Here is a 16,133-nt window from a genome sequence, read left to right as displayed (position 1 = left end):
CCCCGGAAAAGAAGGCATTTTCGCTGCCGATAGTATGGAAAAGGGAACCGGCCGGGGTGGCAGGATGCGTGTCCGCCGCTGTCTCTCGTGAGTCAGCGGCGTGCCGTCTCGTCAGGCCGACGCCTTGCGTGCAAGGAGGCGTCCGACGAGAATCACCAGAACACCCGCCATTGCCAGGCAGGCGGCCAGGAAGAACATCGGCGCGATAGTGCTGCCCGTCTCGTCGCGGATCCAGGGCACCACGTTCTGCGCGATGAAGCCGCCGAGATTGCCGACCGAGTTGATCGCCGCGATGCCGGCTGCTGCCCCCGCCCCCTTCAGGAAGCGACCCGGCAGGCTCCAGAACACCGGCTGTCCGGCAAAGATGCCGGCAGCCGCCACGCACAAAAGCGCGAACTGCAGGATCGGCGCCGTCACGACCGCCGACAGCGTCAGGCAGATCGCGCCGACGAAGGCCGGGCCGACGATATAGGGCGTCTTGTCGCTCGTCCGGTCGGCCATGCTCGGCACGATCCACAGCGCCAGCGCCACGATCAGCCAGGGGATGATGTTGATGAGCCCGTTCACCGTGTTGGACACGCCAAAGCCCTGCACGATGGTCGGCAGCCAGTAGCTGAGGCCATAGGCTGCCAGCGGAAAGCCGATATAGCAGACGGACATCAGCAGCACGCGCGGATTGATCAGCGCCCGGAAGCCGCTTTCGGCATGCTCCTCCATGCCGGCATTTTCCGCTGCCAGCCGCTCGCGCAGCCAGTCCTTCTCCGCCCCCGTCAGGAAGCGCGCCTTCTCCGGTGTGTCATCGAGATAGAACAGGGTCACAATGCCGGCGAGGACGGCGGGAACGCCCGTGGCGAGGAACACCCATTCCCAGCCGGCATAGCCGAGGAGACCATCAAGATCGAGCAGCATGCCGCCAAGCGGCGCGCCGACCGCATTGGCAAAGGCGCTGAAGATCATGAACAGGCCCACCATGCGGCCGCGATAATCCTTGGGGAACCAGAGGGTCAGCAGGTAGAGAACGCCAGGGAAGAAGCCGGCTTCCGCCACCCCGAGCAGGAAGCGCAGGATGTAGAACATTGTGGCGCTGGAGGTGTAGGCAAGTGCGATGGTGACGATGCCCCAGCTCACCATGATGCGGGCAAACCATTTGGAGGCGCCGAACCGGTTGAGGAAGAGATTGCTCGGCACCTCGAACAGGAAATAGCCAATGAAGAACAGCGAGGCGCCAAGCCCATAGGCATATTCGCTGAGGCCCAGCGCATCGACCATGTCGAGCTTGGCGAAGCTGACATTCTGCCGGTCGATATAGGCGATCAGATAGAGAAAGCCGAGAAACGGCATGAGACGCCAGGTGATTTTGGCGATCAGGTGTTTTTCCGAAACCAAGACGGTTCCTCCGCAGCAGTCAGGCGCCCCCACCCGGCTTGAACTGCGGAAACTAGGTTCGGTTGCGATGGCGGCAAGGGGCGCGCTGCGCGAGCGCTCCTGCAAGCTGCCGTCCGTGTGTTCGGCCTCTTGCCTTCCACGGCATTTCCATGACAATCGCTCAGACGTCGATTTCGGCCGTGCCACACATTCGGGAGTGACCCATGATCCGCCGCCGCTCGCTTCTTGCCGGGTTTTCCGCCCTTGCCCTTTCACCGCTTGCTGCCGGTCTTGCAACCGCCGCCGGCCTGCCGGATCTGAAGGGCCGCACCATCGTGGTGGTGACGGAAAATGCCTATCCGCCGCTGCAGTTCGTCGATCCCAAGAGCGGCAAGCAGATCGGCTGGGAGTATGATGCGATGGAGGAGATCGGCAAGCGCCTGAACGCGAAGATCACCTACCAGAACACCTCCTGGGATGCGATGATCCAGGCCGTGTCCGACGGCCAGTACGATATCGGCATGACCGGCATCACCATCAAGGAAGACCGCAAGGAGAAGGTGGACTTTTCCGATCCTTACATGCGTTCGCAGCAGTTCATGCTGGTGCGCGGCGATGAGAAGCGCTTTTCCGACGCCAAGGGCTTTGCCGCGCTCAAGGATGCTCTGATCGGCGCCCAGCCTGGTACCACACCCTTCTACACGGCCGTCTATGAAGTGCTTGACGGCAACGAGCAGAATCCGCGCATCAAGCTGTTCGAAACCTTCGGCGCCACGGTGCAGGCGCTGAAGGCGGGCGATGTCGACATGGTGCTGACGGACGGCACGGCCGGCCAGGGCTATGTCGATACCTCCAAGGGTGGCCTGAAACTGGTGGGCGGCCCGCTCGGCTCGGAGGATTTCGGCTTCATCTTCAAGAAGGGCTCCGATCTGGTCGGCCCTGTCAATGCCGCCATCGCCGCCTTGAAGGCGGACGGCACGTTTGATCGGCTGAACAGGAAATGGTTCCTCGATTACAAGATGGGGGAATGAAGGCGGATGGCGACCGCGCCGCGCGGTGAAGCCCACCGGGATTTCCCCTGGTGGGCCGTGGCCCTAGGGTTGATGATGGCCTGCCTTGCCATCGTGATTGCCGTCAACGATCTCTATGGCCAGGTCTTCCTCGTGGTGACGAAGGGGATCGGCATCACCATCGGGGTGGCGCTGACGGCCTTTGTGCTGGCAACCGCGCTTGGACTTGGGGTGGCGCTGGCAGGCCTTTCCGGCAGCCTTGCGCTCAGGCAGGCCGCTCGCTTCTACATTGAGACGATCCGCGGCATCCCGATCCTGGTGCTGTTGTTCTACGTCGCCTTCGTCGGCGCGCCGGCGATCATGGGCGTCTATGCCTTTCTCGCCGCGCCGCTGATCGAGAAGGGGCTGCTGCCCGCGCTGCTGGTGCGGGATTTCTCGCTGATGTGGCGGGCCATCATCGCGCTGATGATCGGCTACAGCGCCTTCATCGCAGAAATCTTCCGTGCCGGCATCCAGTCGATCGACCAGGGCCAGATCGATGCCGCCAAGGCGCTGGGTCTTTCGCGGTTCCAGCGGTTCCGGCTGGTGGTGTTTCCGCAGGCGCTGAAGGTGATTTTTCCGCCGCTTTCCAACGATTTCGTCTCGATGGTGAAGGATAGTTCGCTCGTCTCGGTGCTCGGCGTCTCCGACATCACGCAGATGGCCAAGGTCTATGCCTCCGGGTCCTTTCGCTTCTTCGAGACCTATTCGATTCTCGCCTATGTCTACCTCATCCTCACCATCGGGCTCTCGATGCTGCTGAGACGGGTGGAGCGGCGCCTTGGCGCCGGCTCCAGAGGCTAAAAGGTTCGGAAATCAGTATTTTTCCGGCACATACATGTTCGCCGGCACCGGGTGGCGGATGTAATCCGAATGGCGGACGCGGGCTGGAAGCTCGATTGCTTCCTTCGGCACATGCTCATAGGGGATCTGCTCGAGAAGATGGGCGATCATGTTGAGGCGCGCCTTCTTCTTGTCGACCGCCTGCACCACCCACCACGGCGCCTCGGAAATGTGGGTGCGCTCCAGCATCTCTTCCTTGGCACGGGTGTAGTCTTCCCAGTGGACACGGCTTTCAAGGTCCATCGGCGAGAGCTTCCACTGCTTCAGCGGGTCGTTGATGCGCATGCGGAAGCGGAATTCCTGTTCCTCGTCGGTAATCGAGAACCAGTATTTGAGCAGGATGATGCCGGAGCGCACCAGCATGCGCTCGAAATCCGGCACGTCGCGGAAGAATTCCTCGACCTGGTCCGGCGTGCAGAAGCCCATCACGCGCTCCACCCCGGCGCGGTTGTACCAGGAGCGGTCGAACAGCACCATTTCGCCGGCAGAGGGCAGGTGCGGGACGTAGCGCTGGAAATACCACTGGCTGCGCTCGCGCTCGGTCGGGGCGGGAAGGGCGACCACCCGGCAGACGCGCGGATTGAGCCGCTGGGTGACGCGCTTGATGGCGCCGCCCTTGCCGGCGGAATCGCGGCCTTCGAACAGCACGACGACCTTCAGCTGCTTGTACTGCACCCAGTCCTGCAGACGCACCAGCTCGTGCTGCAGCTTGAACAGCTCGCGGAAATAGGTGCGGCGTTCCAGTGTCGGCTCCGACAGGCCTTCCTCGACCAGATCCTCCAGCCGTTCTTCCTCCAGCTGAAGCTCCAGTTCCTCATCGAAACTGTCAACGATCTCTGCCTTGAGACGGCTCACTTCATCCTGCATGGGTGGGGTCATCGCGATCACTCCTGTTCCTGCCGCAGAAGAAGCATGAAATGGCAAAGCGCGTATGACAATCGCGCGACAGGTTGGATTGGCCGTGCCAGGATGGTCGAATGCGGTCGTCGAGCGTGGTTGCGCCGGATTGCCGAGAAGCGGGAAAACTGTTACAGGTTCGGACATGGGATCAAAATTCGGATGCCTCGCGAACCGTTACATCGTGCTGCAGGACCACAAGCGTCTGCCGGCACGGTTTTTCGCGCGCATTTCCGGTGCTCTGAACAGCCGACTTCGTCACGCCTGATCGCGTGACCTGCGGCAGCCGATGCTGCCGAATTCAAATCCCTTGTTTTCCGACACCAAATGGATGGCAGCCATGAGCGCACCGCGTACTCTCTATGACAAGATCTGGGACGATCACGTCGTTTCCACCGATGACACCGGCACCTGTCTTCTCTACATCGATCGTCACCTCGTTCACGAAGTGACGTCGCCGCAGGCTTTCGAAGGCCTGCGCATGGCCGGCCGCAAGGTTCGCGCGCCGGAAAAGACGCTCGCCGTGGTCGACCACAACGTGCCCACCACGCCGGATCGCCACATCGGCATCAAGAACGAGGAAAGCCGCGTTCAGGTGGAGGCGCTCGCCCAGAACGCCAAGGATTTCGGCGTCGAGTATTACTCGGAAAAGGACAAGCGCCAGGGCATCGTCCATATCGTCGGCCCCGAACAGGGTTTTACCCTGCCGGGCATGACCATCGTCTGCGGTGACAGCCACACCTCCACGCACGGCGCCTTTGGCGCGCTGGCGCACGGTATCGGCACCTCGGAAGTCGAGCATGTTCTCGCCACCCAGACGCTGGTGCAGAAAAAGGCCAAGAACATGCTGGTGCGCGTCGATGGCCAGCTGCCGGAAGGCGTCACCGCCAAGGACATCATCCTCGCCATCATCGGCGAGATCGGCACCGCCGGCGGCACCGGCCATGTCATCGAGTTTGCCGGCGAAGCGATCCGCTCGCTCTCGATGGAAGGCCGCATGACCGTCTGCAACATGACGATCGAAGGCGGTGCCCGCGCCGGTCTCATCGCGCCGGATGAAACCACGTTCGACTACATCAAGGACAAGCCGCGCGCTCCGAAGGGCAAGGCCTGGGACATGGCGCTCGACTACTGGAAGACGCTGCATTCGGATGAGGGCGCCCATTACGACCGCGTCGTGGTGCTGGACGCTGCCAACCTGCCGCCGATCGTCTCCTGGGGTTCTTCGCCGGAAGACGTCATTTCCGTCGAAGGCGTGGTTCCGAACCCGGATGACATCCAGGATGAGAACAAGCGCACCTCCAAGTGGCGCGCGCTGGACTATATGGGCCTGAAGCCGGGCACCAAGATCACCGACATCGCGATCGACCGCGTCTTCATCGGCTCCTGCACCAATGGCCGTATCGAAGACCTGCGTGCCGCAGCCAAGGTCGTCGAGGGCCGCAAGGTGGCCGCCAGCGTGTCTGCGATGATCGTTCCGGGCTCCGGCATCGTGAAGGAACAGGCGGAAGCCGAAGGTCTCGACAAGATCTTCAAGGAAGCCGGTTTCGAATGGCGCGAGCCGGGTTGCTCGATGTGCCTTGCCATGAACGACGACCGCCTGAAGCCGGGTGAGCGGTGCGCGTCCACCTCGAACCGCAACTTCGAGGGACGCCAGGGCTACAAGGGCCGCACGCATCTCGTTTCCCCGGCTATGGCTGCCGCTGCGGCGATTGCCGGTCACTTCGTCGACATTCGCACGTGGAAGTAAGCCTCTCGATCTTGTGAGAGCCTGACACGGGAAGGCCGCCGGTTTCGCGAAAGCCCGGCGGCTTTTCCTTTTTGCGCCCCTGACACCGCAAAGCCACTTCACGGTCCTAGGTGACCTGATTACTGTGGCGCCCACATTGACACCATGACAGACCGCTTCCATGACCCTTCGCCTGCGCGACGCCCTGCCTGCCGACCTTCCTGCCATCACCGAGATCTACCGCGACAGCGTGCTGAACGGCACGGCAAGCTACGAAATCCTGCCGCCGGACGCGGCGGAAATGGCCGCCCGCTTCGAGGCGATCACAGGGAAGGGCTATCCTTATATCGTGGCGGAGGCTGAAGAGGGGACGCTTCTCGGCTATGCCTATGCGTCCGCCTTCCGCACGCGGCCGGCCTATCGCTGGCTGGTGGAGGATTCGATCTATCTGGCAGCCGATGCGCGCGGTCGCGGCATCGGCAAGATGCTGCTGGCGGGCCTCATTGATCGCACGACGGCGCTCGGTTTCCGGCAGATGGCGGCGGTGATCGGCGGCGCAAGTCCCGCGTCCGTCGCGCTGCATGCCGCGCTTGGCTTCGAGATGGTCGGCCGCATGAAGGGCACCGGCTACAAGCATGGCCAATGGCTGGATACGGTCTTCATGCAGCGGGAACTGGGGGAGGGCACAGGCACCCATCCCGACCCCGATGCCTATCCGGGTAATCTCTTCGCCGGCTAATTTTGCCGCAACCGACGTTGGTGGTCGATGTCACGGCCCTCACCGTGGCGGTGCCGGATCTGTCGCCCAGGCGATCACTCGACCAGTTTCAGAACCTTGTCGAACACCTTCAGCACCTGGGCAAGCTCGTGGCCGCGCTTCAGGATCATGCCATGCGTGTTGACCACGCTGTAGGCGCCCTGCTTGGCGGCGAGCTTCGGGTTCTTCTCGATGCGGTAGAGCGGCATTTCGCCGGAGCGCTTGAAGACGGAAAACACCGCCTTGTCACGCAGATGGTCGATGGCATAGTCCTTCCACTCGCCTTCGCCCACCATGCGGCCATAGATCCACAGGATCTGGTCGAGCTCGCGGCGGTGAAAGGTAACGGGGGCAGGATCGGCTGCCTTGCGGTACTGGTTGAGATCGACGACGGAAGCGCCCTCGGCAAAACCACCCGGCAAATCGGACTGATCGGTCATCAAGGCTCCCAACGCCATGTAACAGATGAATGACAGTGTGCCTCAGCCTGCGGAAAATGCAAGCCGGACGCGGGCTGAAACCCGTCGGCAGATCGGCGGTTCCCGCACGGACCACCGCCCGCGAGGGCTGATCCGGCAGCCGACCATGCCGGGACATGAACCGCTTTCCGCCTGATTTTGGTCAAAAGAGTGCCGGAATCGACCGGCAGATTTCGCAGCGACGGTTGGCGCGAGGCGCCATTGGTCCGGTCGGGAGCGTTGACCTTACCCCCAGCCCCCAACCCTTCCGGCCGGACTTTCTCTGCCGTCAGTTGCTGCGTTTGCGGCCTGCCATCACCAGCGTCGCGCCATAGATTGCCGAGGGTTCGCCCTTGGCGGTCGACGACTGCAGCAGAATGGCGCAGCCATCCTTCTTGGAGCGGCCCATGGTCTTTGCGGGCAGCGTGATGGTCATTGCCTTGCCTTCCCACATGCCGACGGTCTGCACATCGTAGACGCTGTGCCAGTATTCGATCTGGCGACCGCCATTGTCACCACGCGCCACATCGACCTGCTGCTGCTTGGTGAAATAGGCGACGACGATATCGGCGCGGCCCTGGCCTTCGCCGATGCTGATCTCCATCTCGTCATTGTTCATCCGGGCCTTCACCGGCACCGTCAGCCCCTGGCCGGCGGCCGTCAGGCTGTCGATCTTGCCGTTGATCGCGGACACATCGGTGCCCTTCAGGTGGTCGCGCCCGTTGATGATCGCCTGCGGCGTATAGACCCCGCTGCGACCCATGGAATGGGCATAGCCATACTGACGTTCGGTATTGTCCTTCGAACTCAGCGTGTCCGTCCAGCCGAGATAGTTCCAGTAATCGACGTGATAGGACAGCGCCACCACATCGCCCTGCTCCACCAGCGTCTTCAGCGCGGCATCGGCTGGCGGACACGAGGCGCAGCCCTGCGAGGTGAACAGTTCCACCACGCCCTTCGGTGGCGTCTGCATCTCGCCGGCCAGTGCCGACGCGGCATAGAGCCCGACTGCCAGCAGCAGCGCGGCAGAGCGTGTGAGCATCATCGGTCTCGCCTTCTGGAGGAGCATGTCTTGTCTTTGTTGCTGCGGATCATCTTTGTGTGGCGGGAAACCTAACCTGTGACCTCCATCAAGCGGAAGTCACAAGGGGGTGAGACACGAAGGACAGAGAAACTTGCTCATAAAAATGCCGCCGGACAAGGTGTCCGGCGGCAATCGATGCGTTCTGCGTGCGATCAGGCAGCGAGGTCGCGCAGAACCGTCTGAAGAATACCGCCATTGTTGACGTAGATGACCTCATCCAGCGTGTCGATGCGGCACAGGATCTTGATCTCCTTCACCGTGCCGTCGGCATAGGTGATCTTGGCGATCTTCCATTCGCGCGGCTTGATCTCGCCATCGAGGCCTTCGATGGTGACGGTCTCGTCGCCCTTCAGGTCCAGGCTCTGCCAGTTGGTGCCCTCTTCGAAGACGAAGGGGATGACGCCCATGCCGACCAGGTTCGAGCGGTGAATGCGCTCGAAGGACTGGGCGATCACGGCGCGCACGCCGAGCAGGTTGGTGCCCTTGGCAGCCCAGTCACGCGAGGAGCCGTTGCCATATTCGACGCCGGCGAAGATGACGAGCGGAACGCCCTCGGCCTTGTACTTCATGGCCGCGTCGTAGATCGACATCTCTTCCTTGGACGGATAGTGGACGGTGTAGCCGCCTTCCTTGCCGTTCGGGCCGAGCATGAAGTTGCGGATGCGGATGTTGGCAAAGGTGCCGCGCATCATCACTTCATGGTTGCCGCGGCGCGTGCCGTACTGGTTGAAGTCCGCAACGGACACGCCATTGCCGATCAGGTATGCACCGGCCGGAGACTGTGCCTTGATCGAACCGGCCGGAGAAATGTGGTCGGTGGTGATCTTGTCGCCGAACAGGCCGAGCACGCGGGCGTTGACGATGTTGTCGGTGCCGACGCCGGCCTTCTTCGGCATGCCGACGAAGTAGGGCGGGTTCTGCACGTAGGTCGACTTGTCGTCCCAGGCATAGGTCTGGCCTTCCGGAACCTGCACGGCCTGCCAGTTGGCGTCGCCCTTGAAGACGTCGGCATACTTGGTTTCGAACAGTTCGCGGGTGACGTACTTCTGGATGAACTCCTGCACTTCGGCAGAGGTCGGCCAGATGTCCTTCAGGTAGACGGGGTTGCCGTCCTGGTCTTCGCCGAGCGGTTCGCTGGTCAGGTCCTTCTGGACCGTGCCGGCGAGAGCGTAGGCGACGACGAGCGGCGGGGACGCCAGATAGTTCGCCTGAACGTCCGGCGAGATGCGGCCTTCGAAGTTGCGGTTACCGGAGAGAACGCCGGCGGCAATGATGCCCTTGTCGTTGATCGTCTTCGAAATCGGCGCCGGCAGCGGACCGGAATTGCCGATGCAGGTGGTGCAGCCGAAGCCGACCAGGTTGAAGCCGAGCGCGTCGAGCTCCTTCTGCAGGCCGGACTTTTCGAGGTATTCGCCGACGACCTGCGATCCCGGTGCCAGCGAGGTCTTGACCCAGGGCTTCGACTTCAGACCCTTGGCGACGGCATTGCGGGCGAGAAGGCCGGCCGCGATCAGAACGCTCGGGTTGGACGTGTTGGTGCACGACGTGATGGCGGCAATCGCTACGTCGCCATGGCCGAGATCGAAATCCGTGCCTTCGACAGCCCAGCGCTGATCGAGCTGGCCCGGCTTCTTGTAATCGCCTTCGAGGGCGGTTGCGAAGTTCGGGGCAATGGTTTCGAGGGCCAGGCGGCCTTCCGGACGCTTCGGGCCGGCCATGGACGGCACGACGTCGCCGAGATCGAGTTCCAGCGTATCGGTGAAGACGAGGTCGGAACCGTCACCTTCGCGCCACATGCCCTGCGCCTTGGAATAGGCTTCGACGAGGGCGATACGGTCCTTGGTGCGGCCGGACATGTCGAGGTAGCCGACGGTGGCGGAATCGACCGGGAAGAAGCCGCAGGTCGCGCCATATTCCGGACCCATGTTGCCGATGGTGGCACGGTCGGCAACCGGCAGGGTGTCGAGACCCGTGCCGAAGAATTCGACAAACTTGGAAACCACACCCTTCTTGCGCAGCATCTGCACAACGGTGAGCACGAGGTCGGTCGCGGTGACGCCTTCCTTCAGCGTGCCGGTCAGCTTGAAGCCGACGACTTCCGGCAGCAGCATGGAGACCGGCTGGCCAAGCATGGCGGCTTCCGCTTCGATACCACCCACGCCCCAGCCGAGAACGCCGAGACCGTTGATCATCGTGGTATGGGAATCGGTGCCGACGCAGGTATCGGGATAGGCGATGGTTTCGCCGTCTTCGTCCTTCGTCCAGACGGTCTGGCCGAGATATTCGAAGTTCACCTGGTGACAGATGCCGGTGCCGGGCGGGACGACGCGGAAGTTCTTGAAGGCCTGCTGGCCCCACTTCAGGAAGCGGTAGCGCTCGCCGTTGCGCTGGTATTCCAGCTCCACGTTGCGGGCAAAGGCGTTCGGGTTGCCGAATTCGTCGACGATGACCGAGTGGTCGATCACGAGATCGACGGGCACCAGCGGGTTGATCTTTTCCGGGTCGCCACCGAGCGACTTGATGCCGTCACGCATGGCAGCGAGATCGACCACCGCCGGAACGCCGGTGAAGTCCTGCATCAGAACGCGCGCCGGACGATAGGCGATTTCGTTCTCGACCTTGCCCTTGTTGTTCAGCCATTCGGCGACCGAAAGGATCTGCTCCTTGGTGACGGACTTGCCGTCTTCGAAACGCAGCAGGTTTTCCAGCAGGACCTTCATGGAGAAGGGCAGCTTGGAGACGCCGGGAAGGCCATTGGCCTCCGCCTTCGGCAGGCTGTAATAAACGTAGTCCTTGCCGCCGACGGTCAGGACCGACCGGCAATGAAAGCTGTCGAGAGATTTGGTCACGGAAACAACCCCGCTGATATCAAGAGCCAACACGCGCGTGCGGACGCCTATGCACTACATGCACATCAGGATGCGGGTGCGACCATTTCCGCTGTCCGCACGAGAAGAAATTTCTTCAGGTCCGGCGCAAAGTGAAAATCACGCCGGCCGCTGGCGTGGTTGCGAAGCTTATAGATAATTTCTAAGAAGTGTTCCAGACGGTGAAGGGGCAGATTGCGAGATTTTTTTGCAGTGCGTTCCGCCGGGATACCAGAGGCTCAAATCATGCGGCTCAACGCCGAAAACCTCTCGGCGCATCGCGGCGAGGACCTGATTTTCTCGAATATTTCCTTCAACTTAACGGCGGGAGAGGCGCTCCTTCTGACCGGCCGCAACGGCTCTGGAAAATCGACGCTTCTGAAGGTGGTCGCGGGCCTGATGCGCCCCGCGTCTGGCCGTGTTTTCTGGCAGGCAGAACCGGCTGAAACCGGGCTTCCGGTGCGGGAAGTCTGCCACTATCTCGGGCATCGCAATGCCATGAAACCGGAGCTTTCGGTTGCGGAAAATCTCGGCTTCTGGCGCGCCTTCCTCTGCGACCGGCCGGGCGGCGCCGGCCTTTCCATCGGCGAGGCGGCGGCGGCGGTGGAACTGGAAGCCATCCTGCATCTGCCCTTCGGCTATCTCTCGGCCGGCCAGCAACGGCGCATGGCTTTTGCCAAGCTGCTGGTCGCCCATCGTCCGGTCTGGCTGCTCGACGAGCCGACGGCTGCGCTGGATGTCGCGGCGGAGGCGCTGTTTGCCCGCCTGATTCGCGATCATCTGGGTCGGGGCGGACTGGTCGTCGCGGCCACCCACCAGCCGCTGGATCTCGTCGCTGCCCACCGGCTGGAGATGAAGGGGTTTCAATATGCGGAAACGGGGGAGGACTTCGCATGACCGCCCTTCTGCTTCGCGATCTGAAGCTGTCGATCCGGGCCGGCGGCGGCGCGTTGATCGGCATCCTGTTCTTCATGACCGTGGTGGCCGTCATTCCCTTTGGTGTCGGGCCGGATCTCAATCTCTTGTCGCGCATCGGCCCGGCGATCGTCTGGATCGGCGCCTTGCTGGCTGCCCTGCTCGGCCTCGACCGGATGTTCCAGGCCGACCGCGACGACGGCTCGCTCGATCTTCTGCTGATGCAGGAGCATCCGCTGGTGCTGACGGTGCTGGTCAAGTGCCTTGCCCACTGGCTCGCCAACGTGCTGCCGCTGGTGATCGCCTCGCCGCTGCTCGGCCTGTTCATGAACATGAGCGAGGTGGCGATCGGTGCGGTGATGCTGACGCTGCTGGTCGGTTCGCCGGCGCTCACCTTCATCGGCGCGGTGGGGGCAGCGGTCTCCGTCACGCTGCCGCGCGGCGGGCTGCTCGTCTCCATCCTCGTGCTGCCGCTCTGCATTCCGGTGCTGATCTTCGGGGTCAGCGCGGCCTATGCGGCCGTGGAGGATCCGGCGCCCTTTTTACCGCCATTCCTGATCCTGACGGCCATCACGATGTTTTTTGCCGTGCTGGGGCCGGCAGGTGCCGCCCTGGCGTTGCGCAATGCCGGGGATTGACTAGGATCAAGTGCAGGCCACCGGCCGTGATTTAGAAGGACGCCATGACCGAAAGCCTTGCCATCCGCAAATTCAGCGACCTCGCCAACCCGACGCGCTTCCTGGCGATCGCCGAACGCGTGCTGCCCTGGCTTGCCGGCCTCTGTTGCCTGCTGTTCGCGCTTGGCCTCACACTCGCCTTCACCACGGAGGGAGACTACCAGCAGGGCGATACGGTGCGCATCATGTATATCCATGTGCCGGCCGCCTGGCTGTCGATGATGTGCTATTCGGTGATGGCGCTCTCGGCGCTCGGCACGCTGGTCTGGCGCCATCCGCTGGCCGATGTCAGCCACAAGGCTGCCGCGCCGCTGGGGGCTGCCTTCACGCTGGTGGCACTGGTGACCGGCTCGCTGTGGGGCAAGCCGATGTGGGGCACCTGGTGGGTATGGGATGCGCGGTTGACCTCCGTCTTCATCCTGTTCCTGATGTATCTCGGCCTGATCGCGCTCAACCGCGCCATGGACGATCCGTCGCGCGCCGCCCGCGTCTCGGCGGTGCTGATCCTCGTCGGCTTCGTCAATATTCCCATCATCAAGTTCTCGGTCGACTGGTGGAACACGCTGCACCAGCCGGCAAGCGTGATCCGTATGGGCGGCCCGACCATCGATGCTGAATTTCTCCGCCCGCTGATCGTGATGGCGCTGGCTTTCACGCTGCTCTTCTTCACCTTGCACATCATGGCGATCCGCAACGAGATCTGGCGTCGCCGGGTGGCAACGCAGCGGCGCATGGCGGCACGCCTCGCCGGCCGCGGAGACTGACCATGACCCATGCCTTCTATGTTCTGGCCTCCTATGGCGTTGCGGCCGTCGTGATCCTTGCTCTGGTGATCTGGACCGTCGCCGATGGCCGCGCCCGTCGCCGGGAACTGGCGGAACTGGAGGCGGCCGGCCTGCGCCGCCGCTCTGCCGCTCCGGCCTCTGCATCGACCGGAAAGACGGCGTCGTGAGCGGCGAGGTCGGACCGGACGCCGTTCCCCGCCGTCGCGCGATCCGGGTGCTGGTGCTGATCCCGCTTCTGGTGTTTGCGGGCTTTGCCGCGATTGCCGGCAAGATGCTCTATGACCAGGATGTCAACGGGCTGGATGTCGCGGCCATTCCCTCCGCGCTGATCGGCAAGCCCGCCCCCTCCCTTGCACTGCCGCCGCTGGAAGGGTCCGCTACACCGGCGCTGACCGATGCCGCCATTCGCGGCAAGCTCACGCTCGTCAACGTGTTTGCCTCCTGGTGCGTGCCCTGCCGGCAGGAGCATCCGCTGCTGAAGCAACTGGCCACCGATCCGCGCCTCACCATCGTCGGCATCAACTACAAGGACCGCAACGACAACGCCCTGCGTTTCCTCGGCGAACTCGGCAATCCCTATCGGGCGATCGGCGTCGATCCGAACGGCAAGGCGGCGATCGACTGGGGCGTCTACGGTATTCCGGAAAGCTATCTGGTCGGCACCGACGGTACCATTCTCTACAAGCGTGTCGGCCCGTTCGACGAGCGCAGCGTGACGCAGGATCTGCTGCCGGCGATCGCGAAGGCCCTGGCCAAACCGTCAAGCTGAGACGCGGCCTGCTTTCCCTTGTCTTCCTCTGCGTATCACTGTGGGATACGAACAATGGAGGCGGCGAATGATCCGGTCGTTCCGGGATAAAAGAGCCGAAGCCGTCGATGCAGGAACCATTGGAAAGGGTTTTCCAGCCGAGCTTGTTCGTCGTGCACAGCAGTTGTTGACCCTCATCGATGCGGCATGATCTCTGGAGGATCTTCGGTCCCCGCCTGGCAATCGCCTCGAAAAGCTATCGGGTGACCGCTAAGGCCAGCATTCGGTGCGCGTCAACGCTCAATGGCGGATCTGTTTCATTTGGAAAGACGGCGATGCGGAAGAGGTCGAGATCGTCGATGACCACTGAAGACGGTGGAGACAGGCGGGAGATACGAGATGACGCTCAGTAAGGCGCCAGCCATTCATTCGGGCGAGATTCTGAGAGATCTGTATCTCGAACCCCTGGGCATGTCCGCTTATGCGCTGGCCAAGACGTTGAGGGTTCCGCGGACGCGCATCGAGCGCATTATTGTGGCGGAGAAGATCGGCATCAGCGCGGATACGGCGCTGCGGCTTGCCAAATTCTTCCGGACGACGCCCGAACTCTGGCTTAACCTTCAGTCAAACTACGATCTCAAGAAGCAGAGCGCCGAACTCGGTAGCGAACTGGCGAACATTCCAGAGCTCGGCGAAGCCGCGTAAAGGGCGTTACACGCCTGCCTGCCAGGCCTTGATCGCCTCCACCGGCCAGATCAGCATCAGCACGTTAAGCGTCAGGTTGTCGCGAATGAGAAGACCGGTCAGCAGTTCGAAGGCAAGCGCGATGGCGACCGTCAGCCAGATCGGGGCGCGCGCCGCAAACAGGAAGCCGAGCGCCATGAAGAGGGTGTCCATCGCCGAGTTGAGGATGCTGTCGCCCTCGTAGCCGATCGCCATGGTGGCGGAGCGGTAGCGGTTGATGATGATCGGCGAGTTTTCCAGAAGCTCCCAGCCCGCCTCGATCAGGGTGGCGAGCGCCAGCCGTTTGGGAAGGTCTGCCTTGCGCAGCACCAGCCAGCCGAGGCCATAGAACAGGAAGCCATGGATGATGTGCGAGGGCGTGTACCAGTCGGCCATGTGCTGTGAATTGCCCGGCGTGTTCACGCCCGGCTCGAACAGTTTGATGGTACCGCAGGTGCAGATCCATACCCGACCCATCAGATGTTCGGAGACAATCTGGACGGTGAGAAGGATCAGGGCGACCGAAAGCCAGAAGGCGTGGGAGCGGGAAGGCGAAGCCTTCGCCAGCGTCACTTGCCGTCCTCGGACGGTTGCTCCAGCGAGTGCTTCATGATCAGCGGCATCTGCGCCAGCGTGAAGGCAATCGTGATCGGCATCGTGCCCCAGACCTTGAAGTTCACCCAGGCCGCATCGGAGAAATTGCGCCAGACGACTTCGTTCAGCACGGCGAGAAACAGGAAGAAGAGGCCCCAGCGTAGCGTCAGCTTCTTCCAGCCCTCGTCGGTCAGCTGGAAGGCAGCGTTGAAGACATAGCCGAGCAGCGATTTGCCAAGCGCCAGGCCGACGAGCAGCGTCACGCCGAACAGCGTGTTGACGATGGTGGGCTTCATCTTGATGAAGACCTCGTCCTGCAGCCAGATCGACAGGCCGCCGAAGATCAGCACCACGATGCCGGAGACGAAGGGCATCACCGGCAGGTGGCGGAACACGATCTTGGAGACGACCAGCGACAGCACGGTCGCCGCCATGAACAGGCCGGTCGCTACCAGAAGCGGGCCGCCGAGCGCCGAGAGCGCGGGGAATTTCTGGACCAGCCACTCGCCGCGCAGATTGCCGAAGAAGAAGACGAGCAGCGGCCCGATCTCCAGCGCAAGCTTAAGGCCCGGGTGCTGCTTCTCCTGGCGGGTCGGCGTCGTGTCGCTTTCAAGGCTCTGCATGGATCGTCTTCATCTTCCG

17 protein-coding genes and 1 pseudogene are annotated in these 16,133 nt (G+C 62.6%); 11 read left to right on the top strand and 7 right to left on the bottom strand.

The window, feature by feature from the left end:
- Nucleotides 1-111: 111 nt before the first annotated feature.
- Entirely contained in the window at nucleotides 112-1,386 is a 1,275-nt protein-coding gene (locus tag F3H95_RS15260; protein WP_149746625.1) for an MFS transporter, read from the bottom strand.
- A 203-nt stretch (nucleotides 1,387-1,589) separates the two neighbouring features.
- Between F3H95_RS15260 and F3H95_RS15255 the strand changes: the two genes are divergently transcribed.
- Together F3H95_RS15255 and F3H95_RS15250 are read left to right on the top strand one after the other, a co-directional pair.
- Nucleotides 1,590-2,396, top strand: a complete 807-nt coding sequence (locus tag F3H95_RS15255) for a basic amino acid ABC transporter substrate-binding protein (RefSeq protein ID WP_149746624.1) — start codon at nucleotides 1,590-1,592, stop codon at nucleotides 2,394-2,396.
- A gap of 6 nt (nucleotides 2,397-2,402) precedes the next feature.
- Nucleotides 2,403-3,218, top strand: coding sequence for an amino acid ABC transporter permease (locus F3H95_RS15250; RefSeq protein ID WP_149746623.1), 816 nt, complete (start codon nucleotides 2,403-2,405; stop codon nucleotides 3,216-3,218).
- A gap of 12 nt (nucleotides 3,219-3,230) precedes the next feature.
- Here the strand turns inward: F3H95_RS15250 and ppk2 are convergent, their stop codons facing one another.
- Nucleotides 3,231-4,136, bottom strand: a complete 906-nt coding sequence (gene ppk2, locus F3H95_RS15245) for a polyphosphate kinase 2 (protein ID WP_143126233.1) — start codon at nucleotides 4,134-4,136, stop codon at nucleotides 3,231-3,233.
- 358 nt (nucleotides 4,137-4,494) lie between these two features.
- Here ppk2 and leuC point away from each other — a divergent pair, with 358 nt between their 5' ends.
- On the top strand, nucleotides 4,495-5,904 hold the full coding sequence (gene leuC / locus F3H95_RS15235; RefSeq protein WP_143126232.1) for a 3-isopropylmalate dehydratase large subunit: 1,410 nt from the start codon (nucleotides 4,495-4,497) through the stop codon (nucleotides 5,902-5,904).
- Nucleotides 5,905-6,064: 160 nt separating this feature from the next.
- Nucleotides 6,065-6,622, top strand: coding sequence for a GNAT family N-acetyltransferase (locus tag F3H95_RS15230; protein WP_149746622.1), 558 nt, complete (start codon nucleotides 6,065-6,067; stop codon nucleotides 6,620-6,622).
- 74 nt (nucleotides 6,623-6,696) lie between these two features.
- On the opposite strand, the gene F3H95_RS15225 is transcribed toward F3H95_RS15230, so the two are convergent.
- The 3 genes from F3H95_RS15225 to acnA all read right to left on the bottom strand — a co-directional run bounded on the left by F3H95_RS15225 (nucleotide 6,697) and on the right by acnA (nucleotide 11,031).
- On the bottom strand, nucleotides 6,697-7,080 hold the full coding sequence (locus F3H95_RS15225; protein WP_143126230.1) for a DUF2794 domain-containing protein: 384 nt from the start codon (nucleotides 7,078-7,080) through the stop codon (nucleotides 6,697-6,699).
- 307 nt (nucleotides 7,081-7,387) lie between these two features.
- On the bottom strand, nucleotides 7,388-8,071 hold the full coding sequence (locus F3H95_RS15220) for a thioredoxin family protein (RefSeq protein ID WP_143126372.1): 684 nt from the start codon (nucleotides 8,069-8,071) through the stop codon (nucleotides 7,388-7,390).
- A 263-nt stretch (nucleotides 8,072-8,334) separates the two neighbouring features.
- Nucleotides 8,335-11,031: an aconitate hydratase AcnA gene (gene acnA / locus F3H95_RS15215; protein WP_149746620.1), complete on the bottom strand. Its 2,697-nt coding sequence runs from the start codon at nucleotides 11,029-11,031 to the stop codon at nucleotides 8,335-8,337.
- Between the two features lie 264 nt (nucleotides 11,032-11,295).
- On the opposite strand from acnA, the gene ccmA reads away from it, so the two are divergent.
- From ccmA to F3H95_RS15180, 7 genes and pseudogenes are all read left to right on the top strand, one after another.
- Entirely contained in the window at nucleotides 11,296-11,946 is a 651-nt protein-coding gene (gene ccmA, locus F3H95_RS15210) for a heme ABC exporter ATP-binding protein CcmA (protein WP_149746619.1), read from the top strand.
- Nucleotides 11,943-12,602: a heme exporter protein CcmB gene (ccmB, locus tag F3H95_RS15205; protein WP_143126227.1), complete on the top strand. Its 660-nt coding sequence runs from the start codon at nucleotides 11,943-11,945 to the stop codon at nucleotides 12,600-12,602. Before ccmA ends, ccmB begins: the two co-directional genes overlap by 4 nt.
- Nucleotides 12,603-12,646: 44 nt before the next feature.
- Complete coding sequence (locus tag F3H95_RS15200) at nucleotides 12,647-13,405, top strand: heme ABC transporter permease (protein WP_143126226.1); 759 nt, start codon at nucleotides 12,647-12,649, stop codon at nucleotides 13,403-13,405.
- 2 nt (nucleotides 13,406-13,407) lie between these two features.
- Nucleotides 13,408-13,593: a heme exporter protein CcmD gene (ccmD, locus tag F3H95_RS15195; RefSeq protein ID WP_143126225.1), complete on the top strand. Its 186-nt coding sequence runs from the start codon at nucleotides 13,408-13,410 to the stop codon at nucleotides 13,591-13,593.
- Nucleotides 13,590-14,195, top strand: a complete 606-nt coding sequence (locus F3H95_RS15190) for a DsbE family thiol:disulfide interchange protein (RefSeq protein ID WP_149746618.1) — start codon at nucleotides 13,590-13,592, stop codon at nucleotides 14,193-14,195. The genes ccmD and F3H95_RS15190 overlap by 4 nt, the downstream gene beginning before the upstream one ends.
- Nucleotides 14,196-14,262: 67 nt before the next feature.
- Nucleotides 14,263-14,544: pseudogene (locus F3H95_RS15185) on the top strand (type II toxin-antitoxin system RelE/ParE family toxin).
- 29 nt (nucleotides 14,545-14,573) lie between these two features.
- Nucleotides 14,574-14,879 carry a HigA family addiction module antitoxin gene (locus F3H95_RS15180; protein ID WP_149746617.1) on the top strand — a complete coding sequence of 102 codons (306 nt, stop codon included), beginning with the start codon at nucleotides 14,574-14,576 and terminating at the stop codon, nucleotides 14,877-14,879.
- Nucleotides 14,880-14,885: 6 nt separating this feature from the next.
- On the opposite strand, the gene F3H95_RS15175 is transcribed toward F3H95_RS15180, so the two are convergent.
- Together F3H95_RS15175 and F3H95_RS15170 are read right to left on the bottom strand one after the other, a co-directional pair.
- Nucleotides 14,886-15,470, bottom strand: a complete 585-nt coding sequence (locus F3H95_RS15175; RefSeq protein ID WP_149746616.1) for a DUF2585 domain-containing protein — start codon at nucleotides 15,468-15,470, stop codon at nucleotides 14,886-14,888.
- Entirely contained in the window at nucleotides 15,467-16,114 is a 648-nt protein-coding gene (locus F3H95_RS15170; RefSeq protein WP_143126221.1) for a septation protein A, read from the bottom strand. Before F3H95_RS15170 ends, F3H95_RS15175 begins: the two co-directional genes overlap by 4 nt.
- Nucleotides 16,115-16,133: the final 19 nt, after the last annotated feature.

The organism is Rhizobium sp. RU35A (assembly GCF_900156005.1).
Lineage (GTDB): Bacteria > Pseudomonadota > Alphaproteobacteria > Rhizobiales > Rhizobiaceae > Neorhizobium > Neorhizobium straminoryzae.
Note: the sequence above shows the minus strand (reverse complement) of the source record. Positions and strands in the feature narration are given on the sequence as shown.

Excerpts from the sequence above, each read along its gene's own strand:
- F3H95_RS15255 (WP_149746624.1), top strand. The coding sequence starts at position 1,590 with ATGATCCGCCGCCGCTCGCTTCTTGCCGGGTTTTCCGCCCTTGCCCTT.
- F3H95_RS15250 (WP_149746623.1), top strand. The coding sequence starts at position 2,403 with ATGGCGACCGCGCCGCGCGGTGAAGCCCACCGGGATTTCCCCTGGTGG.
- ppk2 (WP_143126233.1), bottom strand. The coding sequence starts at position 4,136 with ATGACCCCACCCATGCAGGATGAAGTGAGCCGTCTCAAGGCAGAGATC.
- leuC (WP_143126232.1), top strand. The coding sequence starts at position 4,495 with ATGAGCGCACCGCGTACTCTCTATGACAAGATCTGGGACGATCACGTC.
- F3H95_RS15230 (WP_149746622.1), top strand. The coding sequence starts at position 6,065 with ATGACCCTTCGCCTGCGCGACGCCCTGCCTGCCGACCTTCCTGCCATC.
- F3H95_RS15225 (WP_143126230.1), bottom strand. The coding sequence starts at position 7,080 with ATGACCGATCAGTCCGATTTGCCGGGTGGTTTTGCCGAGGGCGCTTCC.
- F3H95_RS15220 (WP_143126372.1), bottom strand. The coding sequence starts at position 8,071 with ATGCAGACGCCACCGAAGGGCGTGGTGGAACTGTTCACCTCGCAGGGC.
- ccmA (WP_149746619.1), top strand. The coding sequence starts at position 11,296 with ATGCGGCTCAACGCCGAAAACCTCTCGGCGCATCGCGGCGAGGACCTG.
- ccmB (WP_143126227.1), top strand. The coding sequence starts at position 11,943 with ATGACCGCCCTTCTGCTTCGCGATCTGAAGCTGTCGATCCGGGCCGGC.
- F3H95_RS15200 (WP_143126226.1), top strand. The coding sequence starts at position 12,647 with ATGACCGAAAGCCTTGCCATCCGCAAATTCAGCGACCTCGCCAACCCG.
- ccmD (WP_143126225.1), top strand. The coding sequence starts at position 13,408 with ATGACCCATGCCTTCTATGTTCTGGCCTCCTATGGCGTTGCGGCCGTC.
- F3H95_RS15180 (WP_149746617.1), top strand. The coding sequence starts at position 14,574 with ATGACGCTCAGTAAGGCGCCAGCCATTCATTCGGGCGAGATTCTGAGA.
- F3H95_RS15170 (WP_143126221.1), bottom strand. The coding sequence starts at position 16,114 with ATGCAGAGCCTTGAAAGCGACACGACGCCGACCCGCCAGGAGAAGCAG.